The following is a 17677-nucleotide window of genomic DNA, read 5'->3' on the forward strand; positions in this document are numbered from 1 at the left end:
CGGAACTTAGCCTAGCCGAGCCCGACCCGCCGGCTTCTTCTGCTCCGGGGCCACCACGGTTAGCCCGGTCGTCGCCAGGGGCTTCACACCGCTCTTCTCGTCCATCCAGGCGTCCAACAGCGACTTCTTAAAGCGCCACCGGTTCCCCAACTTGAACGCCGGGATAAACCCTTCAGAGGCATAGCGATACAGCGTATCGCCGCTTATGCCCAGATACTCCGCTGCCTGCCGGATATCCATCACCTCGCGCAACATCGCCTGCACCGCACCCGCCATGATCTGTCTCCAAACCGGGAAATAACCGGAGTCTTCCGGAAGAATGCCGAACTTCCAGCCTCCTCTTTGTACCCTCTTTCATCCCACCGCACAAGAGATTTCTGCCCTTGTTTGCTACTACTCCTGTGCCACGTTCCCTGTAGGCAACATCCCGGAGGAGGTGACCTTTGCTGACTCCGGCACGGCCTCCCACCACTTCGCCCGCAACTGCTGCCCCGCCAAAACCTCCGACGGCACTCCCGGCGCCGGAGACCACAACCGAATCTCTCGTTCGTCCGCTAACTCGGTCATCCTTTCGATTGGCTCCCGCCATGCATGCAGGGCAAGGTCGAAAAGTCCCCAGTGGATCGGCATAAACAGCCCTGCCCCGCCCATCCTCACGAACGCCTCAGCAGCTCCGTCCGGGCCCATATGAATGTCCTTCCAAAGCTCGTTGAACGCCCCAATCTCCAGCATGGTCAGATCAAACGGCCCATAACACCTTCCAATCTCAGCAAATCCATCCCATAGCCCCGAGTCTGCACCGTAGTAAACCTTGTGCTTCGAGCCGCTCAGGACAAAGGACGACCATAGCGTCTCAAACCGGTTCGACAGACTCCGGCCGGAAAAATGCCGAGATGGCACCGCCGTCACCGTTACTTCCGCCCCGGTCGGCGATTTCACAGCGGCAGACTCCGTCCAGTCCAACTCCTTGATCCGCCCAGCAGCTACTCCGAACTTTTGCAGCAACTCTCCCACTCCAAGCGAGGTCACCCACACCGCGTCCCTTACCGCATTGAGCTTCGCCAGCCGCTCCACCGTCATGCGACCTAGATGGTCATAGTGATCGTGCGAGATGATAACGGCATCGATCCGTGGCAGCTCATCCAACCTCAGCGGCGCGGCAAAGAACCGCTTCGGCCCAAACCACCGCGCTGGAGAAGCCCGTTCATCCCACACGGGATCGATCAGCACCCGCACACCGTCAATCTCCACCAGCATCACCGAGTGCCCCATCCACGTCACCCGCAGCCCGCTCTCAGGCGGAGTCGCATAGATACTGGCATCCGTCCGGAACGGCCCCAGCGGCACCTTCGGCACACGCTCTTCCTTGTTCCTCAGATACAACGGAAGGATCTTCCACATCATGCCCGGTCCGCCCACACCCGTTGGAACCGGATTCAGAAACTTCTTGCCCTGCTTCTCAGCCTTCTTCAACATGCCCATGCCGAATTGGATGCTCCGTGAGGTGCGATGCTACATATTCTCTTCCAATATGCTGGGATCTACTTGGATGCCGTCGCCTCGTCTTTGTAGAACTCGGCGATCTCTGCCGCGTACTTCTTCTCCACGACACGCCGCTTCAACTTCATGCTCGGAGTCAGTTCGCCAGTCTCGACGGTCCACTCATCCGGCACTACGCAGAGCCGCTTCATGTCCTCGAAGTGCGCCAACGTCCCGTTCACCTGCGTCACAATGCCCTGGTAGAGAGCCACCACCTTCGCGTCCTTCACCATGGCCTTGTGGTCAGCAACAGAGACGCCCTGCCCAGCCGCCCAACTCTCAAGCGCCGCCATATTCGGCGAGATCAGCACGCAGGCAAACTTGTGCTTGTCCCCCACCAGCGCCGCCTGACCCACCAAAGAGTTCGCCTTTAGCTTATTTTCGATCGGCTGCGGCGCGATCAACTTGCCGCCACTCGTCTTCAGCAGCTCTTTCTTCCGGTCCGTGATCGACAGGTACCCATCGCCATCGATGTTCCCGATATCGCCCGTCTTGAACCACCCGTCGGCGGTAAACGCCTCTTCCGTCTCCTTCGGCTTATTCCAGTAGCCACTGAAGATCGATGGCCCGAAGACCTCCAGTTCGCCGTCCTCCGCAAACCGGCACTTCACATTCGCAAGCGCCTTTCCGACAGTTCCGATCCGGTGTGCATTCGGCTTGTTCACTGCAATGACAGGAGAAGTCTCCGTCAGCCCATATCCCTCGAAGATTCGAATTCCCACATCCGCGAACCAGCCAGCAGAATCCATCCCCAGCGGCGCTCCGCCCGACACGAAGATCCTCACCCTGCCGCCAAACGCGTCGCGAATCTTGCTGTACACCAGCTTGTCAGCAAGCGCATGAGCAAGACCGCCGGGCGTCTTACCCGCAAGCACCTCGCCCCGATGCTTCGTTCCGTTCGCAACCGCCCACTTCAGAATCTTTGACTTCAGCGGCGACGGCGCGGACTTGCCCTCGACCGCCTGCCGAATCTTCTCGTACACCCTTGGCACGGCAATCAACACCGTCGGCCGCAGTGCCTTCATAATCGGCGGCAGCCGATCGAACTTCGGGCAATACGCCAGCGACACTCCGTGCGCCAGCAGCGCCAAATCCGTATGCCGAGCCGTAACGTGCGACAGCGGCAGAAACGAGATGCAAAGGTCGCCCGCACCAAAACCTATCCCATCGGTTGAGTAGTTCAGGTTGCTAGCCTCGTTGCCATGGGTCAGAATCACACCCTTCGGCTCGCCCGTCGTGCCCGACGTGTAGATGATCGTCATCAGGTCGTCCGCCTGCACAGCAGCCGCCGTCGCATCAAACGCCGCGTTGCGCGTCTCCATCTCTTTGGCAGACTCCATCAGCGACGCGAAGTTCACCGCGTTCGGCAGGTCCCCGCCGTCCATCACCACCACGTGCTCGAGTGCCGGAAGCTCTCCCGCTCCCGCCAGCTTGTCATACTGCTCCGCGGACGAGAACACCGCCACCTTCGCGCCAGAATCGCGCAGCATGTAGCCAACTTGCTCCGCCGTCAGCGTCGCGTAGAGCGGCACATCCACCGCGCCTAAAGCAAGCGTTGCGAAGTCGGTCACCTGCCACTCCCAGCGGTTCTCGCTTAGAATCGCAACTCGGTCGCCCTTCACCACACCCCACTTCGCAAAGGCCGACGCCAATGCCCGCACCCTCCCATACAGCATCGCGGAGGTGATCGGTTGCCACTCGCCCGTCGCATCCTGCGCTTGCATCACCAGTTGGTCCCCACGGCTTGCAATCAACTGGAAGACATCATTCACCGTCTTGAAATCAAACATCTGTAGCTCCCTTATCCGATCTCGACGGTCCCTAAGGCCGATTGATTCCGTTCAACAAAACGTCCAAAACCTGCTTCGCGGTAGCCTTCGCATCATAGCTCCGCCCGGTGAAGACCGCCGAACTCAGCAACTCGTCGATCGCCCCAAACATGCAGTGCGCCACCACACCGTCCGATATGTCCTGCCGGAAGATTCCCTGCTGCTGCCCGCGCCGGATCACCTCGCGCACGACCTGGATGTACTTCACCAGGTGATGGTGCGAGAACTCCGCGATAAACCGCGCGCTCTGCCTGACTTCGGTCTGCATCACGATCGCCATCGCGCGATTGACCGAGCCGCTCTCAAGATGGACCTGGGCGATGTACTCAAGCTGTTCTCGCGGATCGTGGACCGTCTGGAAACGCTCGATGACCTGCCGGTGGAAGCGATCGAAGTTCCGGTCGATCGCCGTTCGCAGAACATCGTCCTTGCTCTTGAAGTAGAGATATACAGTCCCGTCCGCGACTCCAGCCCGCGCAGCAATCGCGCTTACTGGCGCGTTGAAGTATCCTTTTTCGGCGATTACCTCTACCGCCGCGTCCAGAATCCGCTGGTACTTCTCGCTTGCCGGGACCGGGGGAAAGATGTCCCGGGGCTCGAGGGATGTAACGGATTCTGCCGGGCCTCCGGTCTGCTCCGACTTTACCGATCCTCGTGCTGGCCTACCCTTCACGCTCGACCTCTCCAGCTAGCCACTGTAAAGAAAGGCTGCCGCAATTGCCAGCGATCACGAGGAAGAGGTACCAAGCCGGGTATTCACGCGGGCCAGGGAGAACCCCCTGCGATGACACACCAATGCCCGAGGCACTGGTGACCGCACTCAGTGTTAGCGTTTTGTCGAGCGTCGTCGGTGATTGGATCGGTAGCGGCCTTGATCGAAGAGCACCGCAGCCTTGAGCCTTTTCGCAACTGCTCAGGCCTGTGGTTTCGGCGACAACATCACAAAGGCACCCGACTTCTCCGACCAGTTCGCCAGCATCGACTTAGCCAGACTGCTCTCCGACACCTCCGCATGCCTGGAGATGAGCTCCTTCAACTTGACTTGCTCGGCAGCATCAGCAAGAGTAAATGCTATCGGTTCAATGAAATCCGGGTGAAACCTCTTCCGCTGAATGAACTTTCCGGCTGCGTCATAGACCCACGCGAGACCACCGGTCATGCCCGCCCCGAAGTTCATTCCCGCCTCGCCCAGAACCACGACGACACCACCGGTCATGTACTCGCAGCCATGGTCGCCAACGCCTTCGACGACCGCCGTCACCCCCGAGTTCCTCACGGCGAAGCGCTCCCCGGCGCGTCCGGCAGCGAATAGCGTCCCAGCAGTCGCGCCATAAAGCGCGACGTTCCCGAGGATGACATGATGTCCGCTCTCCCGCGCCGCTAGACCACGGGCCCGAATCACAATCTCGCCGCCCGAAAGTCCCTTGCCGACAAAGTCGTTCGCCTGCCCGGTCAGAATCAGCTTCATTCCCGGTGTGATGAAAGCTCCGAAGGACTGTCCCGCAGTTCCTGTCAGGTTGAAGGTGACGTCGACCGGACCGCTCTCGCCCCGGGCATCGCGCATTGCCAGTTCGCCTGCAAGCCGCGATCCCATGGAGCGGTTCGCGTTCGTGATCGGCGAATCAACCACAAAGGGCTGACCGGCATCGACCGCCTTGATCGCAGGCACAACCCACGCCTCATCCAGGGGTGGCTGAGGATCGGGCCGGTCATTACGAACTCCCATCCAGCGCGCGGGACCATCCGTTACCTTTGCCAGCAAGGGCTGCAGATCCAGATTCCCGTCGAACCGTACCTGCTCCAACAGATCCGTCCGTCCTACCGCGTCTTCAATCGATGCCAGCCCATAGCGTGCCAGCAGATGCTGAAGGTCTCCCGCCAACTGCTCGAAAAACTTCACCACATGCTCCGGCTTGCCACGGAACTTCGCCCGCAACTCCGGCTTCTGGGTTGCTATGCCCGTCGGACAGGTGTTCAGGTGGCATTGGCGCGCCATGTCGCAACCCAGAACCACCAGAACAGCCGTACCGAAGGCGTACTCATCCGCTCCCAGCATGGCCGCGATCAGGACATCTCGTGCCGTCGCCAATCCACCATCCGTGCGCAGCCGCACGCGATCGCGCATCCCGTTGGCCATCAGCACCTGCTGCGCCTCAGCCAACCCAAGCTCCCATGGGTTGCCCGCGTACTTGATGCTTGAAAGCGCCGCGGCACCCGTGCCGCCGGTGTTCCCTGCGATCACGATGAAGTCCGCATACGCCTTGGCAACACCCGCAGCGACTGTTCCCACACCGCAGCTTGAGACCAGCTTCACTCCGACCGCCGCGCGAGGATTCACGCGCTTTAAGTCGTAGATCAGTTGCGCAAGGTCCTCGATCGAATAGATATCGTGGTGTGGTGGAGGCGAGATCAGCGAGACTCCCGGCTGAGCATGGCGAAGGCGAGCGATCAGACCGCTTACTTTGAACCCAGGAAGCTGTCCACCCTCACCGGGTTTCGCGCCCTGGGCCACCTTGATCTCAATCTCTTCGGCGTGCGCCAGATACTCGGCAGTCACGCCGAAGCGTCCAGAAGCCACCTGCTTAATCTTGTTGTTCAGAAGATGCTGGACCGAAGGAGCTTCCACCACAGGCTCCGCGACGGCAACCGAACCCTCCGCCTGCATCTGCATGCGGGAAGACCCCGCTGGCGCGCTTGCGATCACCGGCTCCGAACGATAGACGTCCCTATCTTCGCCACCCTCGCCCGTATTCGACCGCCCGCCGAGTGTATTCATGGCAATCGTGATCGTCGAATGCGCCTCCGGACTCAGCGAACCCAGCGACATCGCGCTCGCAATAAACTTCTTGCAGAGCTCCGCCGGTGTCTGCACATCCTCAAGCCGCAGCTCCGCGCCAGCCGGACGGATCTCCAGCAGGTCGCGCAGCACAGAGGGATCGCGGGCGATCACGTCGCGCGAGTAGATGGCGAACGCCGCTGCCGGATCCGTCGACAATGCCACTCCACGCGCGCTGCCTACAACCGATTGCAGTGCTTTCACCGTAGCCGGTTGCCATGCGTGGGGCTCTGCCCGCTCCGTCTTGCGGAAGCGCACCCAGCCATAATCGGGAAGGTCTGCGCTGGGCGCTGGCACTGCCGACGCAGCTTCGCCAATCCACGTCTCACGAAGGTGCTTGTCCAACTCCGCGAATCCAATTCCTGAGAGCGGTGCAGGCGTATTCGGGAAGCACCGGTCTACGACGCTCGAATGCAGGCCCAGGATGTCGAACAGGTGTGCGCCGCGGTAGCTGTCCACCACGGAGATACCCATCTTCGACATCACCTTCGCCAGTCCTGCGTCCAGCGACTTTAGCATCTTCGCTTCCGCTGCCGTCGCATCGCTGCCTGCAGGGGCAAGACTCAACGCCGTCTCCAAAGCCAGCCACGGACACACCGCGCCCGCGCCATAACCGATAAGGACTGCGGCATGATGAATGTCGCGGCAGTCTCCTGCCTCCACCGCGAGGCCGGCCAGCGTCCGTAGTCCAGCCGCAACCAGCGCCTGGTGGACTGCTCCCGTCGCCATCGCCATTGGAACCGGCAGAGCTTCGGCGGTCGCGCCACGGTCCGTCAGCAGCAGGATGCGAGTTCCGCCACGAACCAGTTCAATCGCTCTCATGCAGACGGCGTCCAGCCCTTGGAGCAAGCTCGAAGACGGCGCAAACAGGCAGGGTAACTCCGCGAAGCGAAGATCGGAGAGATGCGGGTACTTGCCTCGACGGAGCGACTCCACCTGTCCCAGCGAAAGGAACGGCGACTTCAGGCTGAGTCCAGGCAGGGGTGCATTTTTATCCAGCAGATGAGGCCAAGGTCCCAGCCGCGTATCCAGCGATACCACGCACGCCTCGCGAAGCGGATCGATCGCTGGATTCGTTACCTGGGCGAACCGCTGCCGAAAGAACGCGTACACCGGACGCGGAGAGCGCGCCAGGAACGCCAACGGCGTATCGTCCCCCATTGACCAGACTGCATCCTTGCCCTCCACAGCCATCGGCTGCAGGATCATCTTCACGTCTTCGCGCGTATAGCCAAATCCACGCTGCATTGCGAGCAACTTCGAGCTCTCGGGCAGTTCATGCAACGGAAGAGCTGCAAGGGGCGAGATCTCCGCAAGCTGGGCGTATGTAGCGCCGCGATCAAACAGGTCGAGCAGGGCCTCGTCGTCATAGACCTTCCCAGCCACCAGATCGACAACCAGCATCTGCCCCGGCCCGAGGCGACCGCTTTCGATCACCTTCTCCGGATCGAGATCGACAAGTCCAGCCTCCGAACCCGCAACCACCAGGCCATCACTGGTGATCGCAAACCGGCACGGACGAAGACCGTTTCGGTCCAGCGCCGCGCCGACAACCTGGCCATCCGTAAAGGCAATCGCGGCCGGACCGTCCCACGGCTCGGCACATGCGCTGTGATAGCGCAGAAACATCGACCGCTGGTGTCCCTCGGCTGCCGGAGGCATCAGCATTCGGACTGCTTCAGAAAGCGTGCGACCATTCATCGAGATCAACTCTATAGCTTCGTCCAGGCTGGTCGAGTCCGTTCCGCCCTTTGTCAGCACCGGCTTGCACTCGACCGGGAGCGTAGAATCCCGCGCGGCCATTCGGACCCGATTGCCCCAGACGGTGTTGATCTCGCCGTTATGCGCCAGCGTCCGCCCCGGCTGCGCTCTGTGCCACGTCGGGAGCGTGTTCGTCGCATATCGCTGGTGGAACAGGGCAAACGGCGTCACAAAATCAGGCGACGCCAGGTCGGGAAAGTAGTCCGCCAGATGGTTCCCCGTACACATTGCCTTGTAGACGACCGTCCGCGAAGACAATGAGCAGATGTATCCTGTGATCTCATCCTGCTCGTGGATCTTTTCGAACTGCTTCCGCGCCAGGTAAAGCCGGCGTTCGATGTTCTCGTCGCTCACGCCCTCCGCGCTCGCCACCAGTACCTGGCGGATCTTCGGCATGGTGCTGAGGGCAATCTCACCCAGGCAGTCCGTACAAGTTGGAACATCGCGCCAACAAAGCACCTGCAGGTCGTTGGACTCCAAACAACGCGTCAGCACCTCTTCGGCACGCGTCTCCTCAACGGGCAGAAACAGCATGCCCAGGCCCAGTGTTGCATCATCGGGTAGCGTCACATCCGTCGCGCGCAGCAGCAACTCCCGCGGCACTGCCGCAGTCACGCCAACCCCGTCGCTGCTCTTGCCATCGGATGCCACCGCGCCACGATGCGCAAGCCGTCCCAGAGCCGTCAAAGCCTGCTGCAGAATCTCGTGCGTCGGCACCGCGTCCACGCTGGCAACAAATCCCACGCCGCAGGAGTCATGATCGAACATGGGATCAATCAGCGACTTGCCCGTATACACTCCATGAATCAGAGACCCGCTGGACTTCGTCGTTGGCCGTTTCGGGCTCAGCAACGGATCGACAGCGAGGTTCGATGCGACACTCCCGGAAGAGCGCCTGCAGCCCATGCTTTGAGTGTTTTGCGTAGAGATGGCCATGATGTCAATATACTTCGGAATCGACAACGATCCCTCCTCCGAAGCCCTCTTCTAAATTTTGAAATTCGTCGTCGCTCACCGCTCAGTATGTGTATATTTATACATGAGAAATGTATTTTTATACATTCTCCCGGGAGTTCATTCACCATTCATCGCCGGACGTTCCACTGAGAACTCAGAGGAAACAGATAGAAGGCCCAGAATCCGAAGCAGGATCAACCCGATCATGAAACAGCAGCGCCACAACGCGATCCGAGAACTCCTGGTCAACACCCCGGTGACCAATCAGGATGACCTGCGCATCAAGCTGGCGGGGCTCGGATTCCATGTCACGCAGGCGACCCTGTCTCGAGATATACACGAACTTCGGCTCTTAAAGGGGCCTTCCGGCTACGCCCTGCCAAATAATTCAACCGAGGAAGATGAAGGCCCCGGTATTCGTGAAGTCCTGCGAAGTTTCGGCCTCGAAGTCCGTCTCGCCTCCAACCTCCTCGTCCTGATCACCACCACCGGCAGCGCCCAGCCTGTCGCCGCTGGCGTCGACTACGAAGACTGGTCCGAGGTCGTCGGCACCATCGCTGGAGACGACACCGTACTCATTATCTGTCCCGACGAAAAGCAGGCCCGCACGTTGAAGGCCAGAATCGAGGTCCTCATTGGCTGAAATCTCTGTACTCACTCCCCAGGAATCCGGCCTCCACGCGAAGTACGTTCCCGTGCCCAGCACTGTTCGCACCGCCGTCGCTGGCGTCAGCGGCTACGCCGGCGGCGAACTCGCGCGGCTACTCCTGCATCATCCTCGTCTCGCCGATACCGCCCCAACTTTCCTGGGCCGCCCCGGAGAAGAGGCTGCGAAGCTCTACCTCACTGACCTTCAGCCCCAACTCGCGACCAGCGGCCCGTCGCCCGAAGTTGTTCCCTTCTCCTGGGACCGCCTCGTCGACGAAGGCATTGAGGTTCTCTTCCTCGCCACCCCGCACGAGCAATCCCGCGAGTGGGTTCCCGAGGCCATCGCCCGCAACATCCGCGTCGTCGACCTCAGCGGAGCGTGGCGTCTCAACGACGATGCCAACCGCGCCGTCTACAAGCTCACCGACGCCAACCCCAGCCTCGCTCGCAACCTGCAGGCCGAGGCCGTCTACGGCTGCCCTGAGCTCCATCGCAAAGACCTTCGCGACGCCCGCATCGTCGCCAACCCCGGCTGTTACGCGACCTCGATCATCCTCGCCCTCGCTCCCCTGCTTGATGCCGGGATCATCGATCTTGCCCCGGGAATCATCTGCGACGCCAAGTCCGGTGTCAGCGGAGCGGGCAAGGCCGCAACCGCGAAGACCCACTTCATGTACGCGGCGGATAATCTCTCCGCTTACGCCGTGTTCGGCCATCGCCATACCGGCGAGTTGCTTGAACAACTCAACCTCGACGCCGCCGACATCCAATTCACGCCGCACCTGCTGCCGATCCCGCGCGGCATTCTGTCTACCATCTACGTCCGCCTGCTCGAGAACACACACCCCGAGAAGATCGAATCGATCTTCCGCGCTTTCTACGCCACCAGCCCGCTCGTCCGCGTGCGCGGCAACGGCAATCTTCCCCAGATCCAGTACATCGTTCGCACGAACTTCTGCGACATCGGCTTCGAGCTTGAACCCGGCGGCAAACGCCTCGTCATCGTCTCCTGCCTCGATAATCTACTCAAGGGCGCTGCCGGTCAGGCCGTCCAGAACCTCAACCTCATGTGCGGTTGGAATGAAGCGGAGGGTCTCCTTTGAAATACGTCGTCAAGCTCGGTGGAGCATCGCTCGAAAATAAAGAGCTACTCCACTCCTGCGGAAAGGCCATCGCCGAACTCGTCGGCGACGGCAACCAGGTCGCCGTCGTCCACGGCGGCGGTGTCCAACTCACCAAAACCCTCGCCCAGATGGGCAAGGTCAGCCAGTTCATCTCCGGTCTCCGCGTCACCGACGCCGAGACCCGCGACGCTGCACTGATGGTCCTCGCCGGCCGCGTAAACAAGTCGCTCGTCGCTGCGCTCGGCCAGCACGGCTGCGCTGCCGTCGGTCTCTCGGGCGGTGACGGCCACGTATTCCGCGCGCGCAAGAAGATCACCCAACCCGATCTCGGCTTCGTCGGCGAGATCGCCGCCACCGACTCGCGCTGGCTCGACGCTATCTGGACCATGGGCGCTGTCCCCGTCATCTCGTCCATCGCCCTCGGCTTCGACGGCGAGTACTACAACATCAACGCCGACGAGATGGCCTCCGCCTGCGCCGTCGCCACCAAGGCCGACGCCCTTGTCTTCCTTACCGACGTCCCCGGCGTCAAAGGAGCAGACGGCGAGGTGATGCGCTGGCTTACGCTGCCGCAGATCGTCGAGCTCGAAGCCGCCTCCGTCATTACCGGCGGCATGTTGCCCAAGCTCCACGCCTGCCGCGACGCCCTCACCCACGGCGTCAAGCGCGTTCGCATCCTTCCTGCAGAGTCCGCCCAACTCCTGCCCGATCTCATTTCAACCCGCGTCAATGAAGGTACGGAGGTGATGGTCGCATGAACTTAGAATCCCTACAGGCCGCTGAAAAGAAGCTGCTGCTGAACACCTACGAACGCAACCCTTACCTCTTCACCAGCGGCAAGGGCGTCTATCTGCACGACGAGAACGGCGTCGAGTATCTCGACCTGCTCAGCGGCATCGGCTGCTCCGCGCTCGGCTACGGCCATCCAGTGCTGGAAGAAGCCATCATCGCTCAGACGAAGAAGATCCTTCACACTTCGAACCTGTTCTTCCACGAGCACACTGCTCCGCTCGCCCTTCGCCTGACAGAGATCAGCGGCCTCGACCGCGTCTTCTTCACCAACTCCGGCACCGAAGCCTGGGAGGCAGCGATGAAGCTGGCCCGCGCCCACTCCGTACGTCTCCGCGAAGAGGATAAGCACCTCGGCAAGAAGTTCCTTGCGCTCGAACACAGCTTCCACGGCCGCACCATGGGCTCAGTCTCGACGACACACAAAGCCAAGTACCGCGAGCCGTTTTCGCCCTTGATCCCGACCGTCGACTTCGTGCCATTTAACGATGTCGCCGCTCTCCGCGCCGCGTTCTCGTCTGACTACTGCGCCATCCTTCTCGAGACCGTTCAAGGCGAAGGCGGCATTCACCCCGTCTCGCAAGAGTTCTTCACTGCGGCTCGCGAACTTTGCGACTCCACCGGCGCTCTGCTCATCGCCGACGAGATCCAATGCGGCATCGGACGTACCGGCAAGTGGTTTGCCTACCAGCACTACAATGTGCTGCCCGACGTCACCACCCTCGCCAAGCCCATCGCTGGCGGCGTGCCCATGGGGGCGATGCTCTGCACCGAAGAAGCTGCCAAGGCCTTCCACCCAGGTATGCACGGAACGACATTCGGCGGCAATCCTCTGGCTCTTTCGGCCGCGATCGCCGTGCTCGACACGATCAAGCGCGATGGCATTCTCGAACATGTAACCAAAGTAGGCACATACTTCATCGACCGCCTGAACGACCTCGCAAAGTCGCACGAAGCGATCACGGAAGTCCGCGGCCTCGGCCTGATGATCGGCGTCGAACTCAACAACGCCACCCTAGCAGGAGACATCGCCCGCGAACTGATGGAGCGCAAGATCATCATCAATCGCACCAGCGAGACGGTCCTCCGCTTCCTGCCGCCCTATATCCTCGAAAAGCAACACGTCGACATCGCCATCGCCGCGCTCGACGAACTCTTCACTCTTCACGAGAACAAGGTCAGCCCGGTGCTGGCCGGAGACACCGCACATGCCTAACAAGACCGCCGCCCTGAGCCAGAAGGCCATCGACAACGAGGAGGGCCTGATGTCCCGCCCAGCTCCCAGCACCCTCGGCATCCAGTCAGACACGGCATTCAGCGAAGCCGCGAAGCGCCTCGCTGGTCGCGACCTGTGTTCGATCGCAGACTTAACGGTCCAGGAGATGGCCGCCATCATGGAGCTCGCCCACGCCGTCAAGAACCACCCCGAGGACTTCCGCCACGCGCTCGACGCGCGCCAGATGGTCCTCTTCTTCGAGAAGGCGTCGCTCCGCACCCGGCTGACCTTCGAGACAGCGATCAACACCCTCGGCGGCAATGCCATCTTCGTCGACCAGACGCAGTCGCCGCTCGGCGAGCGCGAGTCGCTCCCCGACATGGCCCACAACGTCGAGCGCTGGATGTCCATCATGGTCCTCCGCACCTACTCGCACGACACCATCACGGAGATGGCCGCCTGCTCGAAGATCCCCGTCATCAACGCGCTCTCGGACCTCGAACACCCCTGCCAGGCCATCGCCGACTTCTTCACCCTCGAAGAAAAATTCGGCTCAGCCGAAGGCCTCCACTTCACCTACGTAGGCGACGGCAACAACGTCTGCCATTCGCTGATGCTCACCGCCGCGCAACTCGGCACCCACTGCACCGTCGCCACGCCCAAGGGCTTCCAACCCAAGCTCGACATCATCCACAAGGCCATCGAGATCGCCGAATCCACCGGCGGCAGCATCACACTGACGCACGACCCCGTCAAGGCCGTCACCGGCGCAGACGCCGTCTACACCGACGTCTGCACCAGCATGGGCTTCGAGCACGAAGCCACCAAGCGCGCCCCCATCTTCAAGCCCTACCAGGTCAACGAAGCCCTGATGGCGCACGCCCAGGCAGACGCCGTCTTCATGCACTGCCTGCCCGCCCACCGCAACGCCGAGGTAACGGATGCCGTTCTCGACGGCCCGCAATCGGTAGTCTTCGACCAGGCTGAGAATCGTATGCACGCCCAGAAGGCTCTTCTGCTCATGTTGCTTGGCGGAGCAAAAAGGATCTCAAATAGTCGCAGCCGCGGCATACAAGCACGTAAGCGCAACTAGAGTGTTTCGCTGTTGTTTGTTTTTGCTGTCATCCTGAGCGTAGCGAAGGATCCCGAGGGTGCTGACGCCACCTCAACCGCCCGAACCTTTCAACCCAAACCGCCCGTGTAAAGGGGGCCACGAATGCCAGAAGGCCACGTCTACATCCTAGGCAGCGAGACTGGCTCCCTGTACACGGGCGTCACCAGCGACTTCGACAAGCGCCTCTGGGAACATCGCAACGGCATCAAATCCACCTTCGCGACCAAGTACGGTTGCAAAAGAGTCTTGCTCCACGAAGAGTTCACCGACATACGCTCCGCAATCGCGCGCGAGAAAGAGATCAAAGGCTGGACCCGCGCGAGGAAGCTCGCACTCATCGCAGAAACTAACCCTGAGTTCAAAGACCTTTGCGCACAGCATCACTGGCAGATGCTTCACCCGCAACAAGCTATCGCAGACCAGAAATAGCTCGTGCCCGAAAGGTACGGGCGGCTGAGCTAATGTCAACTCCCTCGGGATTCTTCGCTTCGCTCAGAATGACAGCAAAAACAAGAGCGTCGCAAACCATTGAAACATTGAGGCAAGCCAAAAAATGTCCGTAATCCTCGAATCTCTCCCCCTCGGCCAAAAGGTCGGCATCGCCTTCTCCGGCGGCCTGGACACCAGCGCCGCGCTGCACTGGATGAAGCAGAAGGGCGCAATCCCCTACGCCTACACCGCCAACCTCGGCCAGCCCGATGAGGCCGACTACGACGAGATCCCGCGCAAGGCCCTCGAGTACGGCGCTGAGCAAGCCCGTCTCATCGACTGCCGCCTCCCACTCGTCCGCGAAGGCATCGCCGCCCTGCAGTCGGGCGCCTTCCACATCACCACCGCCGGCGTCACCTACTTCAACACCACGCCCATCGGCCGAGCCGTCACCGGCACCATGCTCGTCACCGCGATGAAGGAAGACGACGTCAACATCTGGGGCGACGGCTCGACCTTCAAAGGCAACGACATCGAGCGCTTCTATCGCTACGGCCTGCTTGTCAACCCCGACCTCAAGGTCTACAAGCCCTGGCTCGACGCCGCTTTCATCGACGAGCTAGGCGGTCGCGCCGAGATGTCCGCCTTCATGCAGAAGTCCGGCTTCGGCTACAAGATGTCCGCCGAGAAGGCCTACTCCACCGACTCCAACATCCTCGGCGCAACCCACGAAGCCAAGGACCTCGAACTCCTCACCAGCAGCATGAAGATCGTCGTCCCCATCATGGGCACCGCCTTCTGGAACGACGACACACCCGTCAAGCGCGAAGAGATCACCGTCCGCTTTGAAGAAGGCTTCCCCGTTTCACTCAACGGAAAAGATTACGCGGACCCTGTAGCCCTGATGCTCGAAGCCAACCGCATCGGTGGCCGCCACGGTCTCGGCATGAGCGACCAGATCGAGAACCGCATCATCGAGGCCAAGAGCCGCGGTATCTACGAGTCGCCCGGCCTCGCCCTGCTCTTCATCGCCTATGAGCGCCTGCTCACCGGCATCCACAACGAGGACACCATCGAGCAGTATCGCGACAGCGGCCGCAAGCTTGGCCGCCTCTTGTACCAGGGCCGCTGGTTCGATCCGCAAGCCATCATGCTCCGCGAAGCCGCCCAGCGCTGGGTCGCCAAACCCATCACCGGCGAGGTCACGCTGGAGCTGCGCCGCGGCAACGACTACACCATCCTCAACACATCCTCGCCCAACCTCACCTTCCACCCCGAGCGCCTCACGATGGAGAAGGGCGAATCCACCTTCAGCCCCCGCGACCGCATCGGACAGCTCACCATGCGCAACCTCGACATCACCGACACCCGCGCCAAGCTCATCACCTACGCTGAGAGTGGCTTGATTAAACTGAGCAAAGGCACGGAAATGCCGCAACTCAGTAGCGGCAAAGAGTAATACTTTGTCATTTCCGAAGGGAATCTGCTTTTAGCTCATAGCGGCACAACCGCTACATGGAAATGGTGACCCTGGAAGAAAGAGGAAAGTCGATTGACGGACGTACGAGACCCCCGAGCAATCCAGCATGAAGACGCGCTGATACGAGCGTTCGTGGTCAAAAGTCGGGTCGAGCGCTTTTTATATCTGCTGGCCGATCCAAAGAGGCGTCACAAGTTCACCGACGAATTGGGCCACTTCAAGTGGTTCGATCCTGCATTTTCAACTGCAGTTAAGTGGCAAGTCGATCCATCCTTGCCATTATGGGAGCGGCATCTTCAGGGCAAACGCCGAATCGTAGAGCTCTTGAGGTCGAAAGGCGCAACCCGCAAGTGTTGGGTCATCTCTAATCGGCCTACCAAAGATGCTCAAGAACTCGACATAGAAGAAGGAGTTGAACATATTTCAGACGGAAGCATTTTGTCCTGCATCCCTGGACGTCTAGCCTACTTTGAGGGCGAAGACGAGTCTCTGATACTAGAACGTATAAGGAAGTGACAGATGTCTGATGCAAAGCGACACGCAACAAAAATGTGGTCAGGACGCTTCCGCGAGCCACTCAACGCAGCCTTCGAAGAATGGCAGCGCAGCTTCCCCTTCGACTGGCGTCTCCTCCCGCAAGAGGTAGCCGCATCGAAGGCGCACGCCCGCGCCATCGCAGCCGCAGGCATCCTCACCGAAGCCGAGCTTACGAAGATGCAAGAAGGCCTCGATGCCGTCCTGGCCAACAATCCCCTGCACGCTGAAACGATCCTCGCCAAGGCCACCAACGCCGAAGACATCCACCACTTCGTCGAGCTCGAACTGACCAAGCAGATCGGCGACCTCGCCCTCAAACTCCACACCGCCCGCAGCCGCAACGAGCAGATCGCGACCGACATGCGTCTCTTCGTCCGCGACGCCATCGACAACACAATCGACGGCCTCCGCGCCTGGCACGGAGCCCTCACCACGCTCGCAGCTGAAGCTGGCGAAAATGTGATCCCTTCCTACACCCATCTCCAACGCGCCGAACCCGTGCTCGTCGCCCACTGGCTCCTCGCCTACGCCAGCATGATCGAGCGCGACATCTCGCGCCTCACCGACGCCCGCGCCCGCATGAACTACTGCCCTCTTGGCTCAGGCGCAGTGGCAGGAGCAACGCTTGCCCTCGACCGGACCATCGCCGCACGCGAGCTAAACTTCACCGCGCCCACTCCCAACAGCATGGACGCCACATCCGACCGCGACTTCGCCCTCGACTTCACCCAGGCCGTCGCCACGCTCGGCATCCACATCTCGCGCTTCGCAGAAGAGTTGACGCTCTACTCCACAGCCGAGTTCGGCTTTCTCGACCTCCCCGAGGCCTTTTCCACCGGCTCGAGCGCGATGCCGCAGAAGAAGAACCCCGACCTCACCGAGCTCATCCGGGGCAAGTCCGGTCGCCTGCTCGGCGCGGCCACCACGCTGGCCACGCTCATCAAGGGCCTGCCGCTCGCCTACAACAAAGATCTGCAAGAAGGCCAGGAGCCGGTCTTCGATTCGGCAGACACCATCGCCGGAATCCTATCCGTCCTTCCCGCCTTTACTCGCGCATTGAAGTTCAACTTCGACCGCATGAAGACCGCCGCCACCACCGGCTATCTCAACTCCATGGCCGCCGCGACGTACCTCTCGAACAAGGGCGTCCCTTTCCGCAAAGCGCACGAGATCATCGGCAACGCCGTGCGCCTCGGCATCGAAACCAAGCGTGAACTCGACGACATCACGCTCTCGGAACTACAACAACTGTCACCCGCCTTCGCCGAAGACTTCTTTGCCGCAATCACGCTGGAAGCTACACTGGATTGTCATGACGTTATCGGCGGAACCGCACGCCCTCGCGTCGCCGAAGCCCTTGCCGCATCTAAAAAGAAGGTTTCTTCACAAGGAACCGAAAGCGAGAAGTAAGCAAAGAA

Annotated in this window: 13 protein-coding genes; 8 read left to right on the forward strand and 5 right to left on the reverse strand. The window is 60.9% G+C overall.

From position 1 onward, the window contains the following. Window positions 1-6 precede the first annotated feature (6 nt). The 5 genes from OHL18_RS10295 to OHL18_RS10315 all read right to left on the reverse strand — a co-directional run bounded on the left by OHL18_RS10295 (window position 7) and on the right by OHL18_RS10315 (window position 8928). The gene (locus tag OHL18_RS10295) at window positions 7-276 is read right to left on the reverse strand and encodes a helix-turn-helix domain-containing protein (protein ID WP_263374771.1); all 270 of its coding nucleotides are present in this window, start codon (window positions 274-276) and stop codon (window positions 7-9) included. 117 nt (window positions 277-393) lie between these two features. After that, window positions 394-1482 carry an MBL fold metallo-hydrolase gene (locus tag OHL18_RS10300; RefSeq protein WP_263374772.1) on the reverse strand — a complete coding sequence of 363 codons (1089 nt, stop codon included), beginning with the start codon at window positions 1480-1482 and terminating at the stop codon, window positions 394-396. Between the two features lie 59 nt (window positions 1483-1541). Then, window positions 1542-3329, reverse strand: coding sequence for an AMP-dependent synthetase/ligase (locus OHL18_RS10305; RefSeq protein WP_263374773.1), 1788 nt, complete (start codon window positions 3327-3329; stop codon window positions 1542-1544). A gap of 31 nt (window positions 3330-3360) precedes the next feature. Further along, entirely contained in the window at window positions 3361-4041 is a 681-nt protein-coding gene (locus OHL18_RS10310; protein ID WP_263374774.1) for a TetR/AcrR family transcriptional regulator, read from the reverse strand. 240 nt (window positions 4042-4281) lie between these two features. Beyond that, complete coding sequence (locus OHL18_RS10315) at window positions 4282-8928, reverse strand: glutamate synthase-related protein (protein ID WP_449727816.1); 4647 nt, start codon at window positions 8926-8928, stop codon at window positions 4282-4284. Window positions 8929-9127: 199 nt separating this feature from the next. On the opposite strand from OHL18_RS10315, the gene OHL18_RS10320 reads away from it, so the two are divergent. The 8 genes from OHL18_RS10320 (at window position 9128) to argH (ending at window position 17669) form a co-directional block, all read left to right on the forward strand. Continuing rightward, complete coding sequence (locus tag OHL18_RS10320; RefSeq protein ID WP_263374775.1) at window positions 9128-9565, forward strand: arginine repressor; 438 nt, start codon at window positions 9128-9130, stop codon at window positions 9563-9565. 1 nt (window position 9566) lies between these two features. After that, window positions 9567-10673 carry an N-acetyl-gamma-glutamyl-phosphate reductase gene (argC, locus tag OHL18_RS10325; protein WP_396274616.1) on the forward strand — a complete coding sequence of 369 codons (1107 nt, stop codon included), beginning with the start codon at window positions 9567-9569 and terminating at the stop codon, window positions 10671-10673. Beyond that, window positions 10670-11452 carry an acetylglutamate kinase gene (argB, locus tag OHL18_RS10330; RefSeq protein WP_263374776.1) on the forward strand — a complete coding sequence of 261 codons (783 nt, stop codon included), beginning with the start codon at window positions 10670-10672 and terminating at the stop codon, window positions 11450-11452. The genes argC and argB overlap by 4 nt, the downstream gene beginning before the upstream one ends. Next, window positions 11449-12699 (forward strand): aspartate aminotransferase family protein, encoded by a 1251-nt coding sequence (locus tag OHL18_RS10335; RefSeq protein ID WP_263374777.1) that lies wholly within the window; start codon window positions 11449-11451, stop codon window positions 12697-12699. Before argB ends, OHL18_RS10335 begins: the two co-directional genes overlap by 4 nt. Next, a complete protein-coding gene (gene argF / locus OHL18_RS10340) occupies window positions 12692-13792 on the forward strand; it encodes an ornithine carbamoyltransferase (protein ID WP_396274309.1) in 1101 nt (366 codons plus the stop codon). The genes OHL18_RS10335 and argF overlap by 8 nt, the downstream gene beginning before the upstream one ends. A 123-nt stretch (window positions 13793-13915) precedes the next feature. Beyond that, window positions 13916-14242 carry a GIY-YIG nuclease family protein gene (locus tag OHL18_RS10345; protein ID WP_263374778.1) on the forward strand — a complete coding sequence of 109 codons (327 nt, stop codon included), beginning with the start codon at window positions 13916-13918 and terminating at the stop codon, window positions 14240-14242. Window positions 14243-14366: 124 nt separating this feature from the next. Continuing rightward, window positions 14367-15701: an argininosuccinate synthase gene (argG, locus tag OHL18_RS10350; protein ID WP_263374779.1), complete on the forward strand. Its 1335-nt coding sequence runs from the start codon at window positions 14367-14369 to the stop codon at window positions 15699-15701. A 540-nt stretch (window positions 15702-16241) separates the two neighbouring features. Beyond that, complete coding sequence (gene argH / locus OHL18_RS10355) at window positions 16242-17669, forward strand: argininosuccinate lyase (protein ID WP_263374780.1); 1428 nt, start codon at window positions 16242-16244, stop codon at window positions 17667-17669. The last annotated feature ends 8 nt before the right edge of the window (window positions 17670-17677 follow it).

The sequence above is a fragment of the Granulicella aggregans genome (assembly GCF_025685565.1).
Lineage (GTDB): Bacteria > Acidobacteriota > Terriglobia > Terriglobales > Acidobacteriaceae > Edaphobacter > Edaphobacter aggregans_B.

Coding starts and splice junctions, on each gene's coding strand:
- OHL18_RS10320 (WP_263374775.1), top strand. CDS start 9,128: ATGAAACAGCAGCGCCACAACGCGATCCGAGAACTCCTGGTCAACACC.
- OHL18_RS10335 (WP_263374777.1), top strand. CDS start 11,449: ATGAACTTAGAATCCCTACAGGCCGCTGAAAAGAAGCTGCTGCTGAAC.
- OHL18_RS10345 (WP_263374778.1), top strand. CDS start 13,916: ATGCCAGAAGGCCACGTCTACATCCTAGGCAGCGAGACTGGCTCCCTG.
- OHL18_RS10295 (WP_263374771.1), bottom strand. CDS start 276: ATGGCGGGTGCGGTGCAGGCGATGTTGCGCGAGGTGATGGATATCCGG.
- argF (WP_396274309.1), top strand. CDS start 12,692: ATGCCTAACAAGACCGCCGCCCTGAGCCAGAAGGCCATCGACAACGAG.
- argH (WP_263374780.1), top strand. CDS start 16,242: ATGTCTGATGCAAAGCGACACGCAACAAAAATGTGGTCAGGACGCTTC.
- OHL18_RS10305 (WP_263374773.1), bottom strand. CDS start 3,329: ATGTTTGATTTCAAGACGGTGAATGATGTCTTCCAGTTGATTGCAAGC.
- argG (WP_263374779.1), top strand. CDS start 14,367: ATGTCCGTAATCCTCGAATCTCTCCCCCTCGGCCAAAAGGTCGGCATC.
- OHL18_RS10300 (WP_263374772.1), bottom strand. CDS start 1,482: ATGGGCATGTTGAAGAAGGCTGAGAAGCAGGGCAAGAAGTTTCTGAAT.